This is a genomic window from Ligilactobacillus equi DSM 15833 = JCM 10991, from assembly GCF_000615765.1.
Taxonomy (GTDB): Bacteria; Bacillota; Bacilli; order Lactobacillales; family Lactobacillaceae; genus Ligilactobacillus; species Ligilactobacillus equi.
Map to the genome: position 1 here is coordinate 1 of NZ_BAMI01000100.1, position 3,014 is coordinate 3,014.

Annotated in this window: 1 protein-coding gene; it reads right to left on the reverse strand. The window is 38.1% G+C overall.

From position 1 onward, the window contains the following. Positions 1 to 2,425 (reverse strand): accessory Sec-dependent serine-rich glycoprotein adhesin (locus JCM10991_RS14725; protein WP_155889664.1); only part of this gene is annotated, 2,425 nt, incomplete at its 3' end. Positions 2,426 to 3,014: the final 589 nt, after the last annotated feature.

Genomic DNA, 3,014 nt, shown 5'->3' on the forward strand with positions numbered 1-3,014 from the left:
TGAATGCACTTCTAGATAAGGACGCAGACTTGCTTGCTGAATCTGAGCGACTTGTTGATGTCGAACTAGATTCTGATGTTGACTTGCTTGCTGAAGCACTTACAGATGTCGTTTCGTCATAGCTCACATAAACTGTAAGTTCCTTAGTTTCTCCAGGTAATGAGTGACCTTGGGCGTCAACCCCGTTACTTGGTAATGTCGCAATCACTTTCACTGGTTGGTGAGTACCACTAGTTGGAAGAGTTTGACCTGGCTTCAATTCATAATTAATAATCGTTGAAGTACCCTTTAAAGCTTGGATATCTTCTACTGTACTCTGTGCATTAACTCGTCCTTTAATAGCATCAATTATTTCTGCTTCAGTTACCGGTTTAGTCCACGAGCGAACTGGCAGTTCAATATTATCCTCGTGGTTAACACCGATAATTCGCGTTTTTTTATTATTGTCGGTAATGTCCTTGATACCCGTAGCTGTTGTTACCACCGTATTAACTGTATAAACATCAGTGTAGTTTTTGAAAACGTTAGCCGTAAATCCACCGGAAACAACAACTTTCCCGTTTTCAGGTGTGTAAGTTAATCCATTGTTCAATTTTGACGCATATTTCGCATCAACAATACCATCATCTTTAGCTGCGGTTGTACCAAATGCCTCTGTCACCTTAACATCTTTATTGTAACTAGCAATCACAAATGGGTGTTGAATTTGTTCGCCATCTTGATCAACCCAAATGTAACGTTTGCTTGGACCTTCAGCTTGTAAATGCAACAATGATATTGCCTGAGATTGACTTGATGAAGTACTTGCGGATTGAGATGCTTTAGTCGATTCACTTGATGATTCCGAATTGGCAATTCTTAACGATTCACTTGTTGATTCTGACTCGGCAATTCTTAACGATTCACTTGATGATTCTGACTCGGCAATTCTTAACGATTCACTTGATGATTCTGACTCGGCAATTCTTAATGATTCACTTGTTGATTTTGACTTAGAAGCTTCACTTTGAGATTCAGAAACACTACTGTTAACTTCTGACATGGAAGTTACTACTGATGGAATGTTAACTCCAATAGGATTCGCACCCGTAGCAACCGTCATATCCCAGTTTGCTAATGTCAGGTCTGTTGATAGTTGCCTAGGCCCTATCCCTGCTATTCGCCTAGAAGAAGTTTCGACTCTAAACCCGTTCAAATTAGCTGGTTGATTTTCATGTGAAACAGTACCTCTAACCTTAATAGTCACATCTGACATGTTAGAAATCTGAGCTGTGAATAAATCACCCTCTTTTGTAGTACCCCCTACTTTTGTAGCAGGGGTATCATTTATTGTTACAGAAGTAATAGTAAAGTTAGTAGGCCCTTCACTAAAAAGAATCCCTTGGTAACGGTTATTAGTCATCTTGTTGTGTAAGTGAATATTGTAAACCAATTCCTTAGTAGAACTATCGTACTCCCAAGTAATATCTTGGATAATTCCTTGTGGTGAAGTGGTTTGAAGATTCTTAAGCACACCGGTTGCTAGAATTGATTTAGTAGCATCATAACCATCAGAGGTTCCAGCGCCGCGTGAAGTTCCTGCTGCGAAGTTGATAAATGGTGAGTAAGCACCAGTAGTCAAGTAGTTTTGCAACATAGCCAATTCTTCGGCTGGTAGTTGGTCTAAAACTTCAGCAGGAATTGTAGCTAAATCTAAGATATTATCTTGTGTTGTCACAGATTCTACTTCACTAGCTGGGGTTACTTCAGAGTTAGCTTCTTGACTTGCTTGGGAAACTGTAACTTCTGAAACGTCCTCAGTTTCTGAAGTAGAGGTCTGTGAAGTACTTGTCTTAGAAGCTTGACTTTCTTTAGTGGCTTCTGTTTCTGACTTGGAAGCTTCTGTTTCACTAGTTTGACTATCTATTTCTGACTTAGAAGTTTCAGACTTAGTTGTTAATTCTGAAGTAGAAGTTGATACCGAACTTGATTCAGAGATTGATTCAGAACTAGATGTTGAAACCGATAATGATTCTGAAGCAGAGCCAGATACAGATACAGACTCTGAAGTGGTATCTTGTGAAACTGATTCACTAGTAGCTTGTGTTTCAGATTGGGAGTTGGCCACATTTACTTGGTTAGTTGTCGCCAAGTTCGTTTGATCGGCTTGGGCAGTTTGGTTAACTACCGCAGTACCTCCCAGTAACGCAGCCGTGGCAGCGGCTCCCTTCAAAATGAGTTGCTTATTCTTCTCGCTTGTTTCAGTGATTTCTTTAACGGTCTTAGCATCGATTGTTACCTTTTCAGGTGCCATTCCCCCAGAGACACGCAAAAGTCCGATATTACTTAACAGAACACGAACCCAATGTTTCCCCGACTTGTAAAGTTTAGCACGAACTTTTCGATCGGTTTCCCGAAACTCGCTATTAAACTTTTTCTGTTTCATAGATAATTCCCCTTTCGTAACATAAAACAATTAGTTTTAATTAACTTTAACTTAGTTTAACATATTGATATTTAAATTTAAATAGAGTAAAATACGTTTTTTACACTTTTTCATTTCCCATTTACCCCCGTTATATCAATATTTACATAGTTATATAAAACATTAAGTTTATTCTTATATGTAATGCTGAATAGGCACGTTTTATAATGTCAGAATTATTTTTCGCTAAAAATAAATTCAATTTTTAAAAGCATTTACAAAAAATTCTTTCCACAAAATACTTCCATCTGAAGATTCTTTTGACAGTGACTAGCTAATGATACTTGATCGTTAAGGAAATCTAGCACCAAAATCGCATTCTAGAGTAATTGACGCTTTCCCGAAAAAAGTTTTTAAGAAAAATAATCAAAATTGAACTTTTTTGCGTATTTATATAATAAAGAGGCTTTTTATAGCGTTTACTCTTGCTCTCATTTATAATTAAAGGAAGAAGGAATCGAATTGGAAAAGCGCAGATACGAAAATACTGCTCGCTGGCGGGCCGCAGTTGAGCAATTGGCTGCCGCCCCGCTCTCAGATGACTTTATCA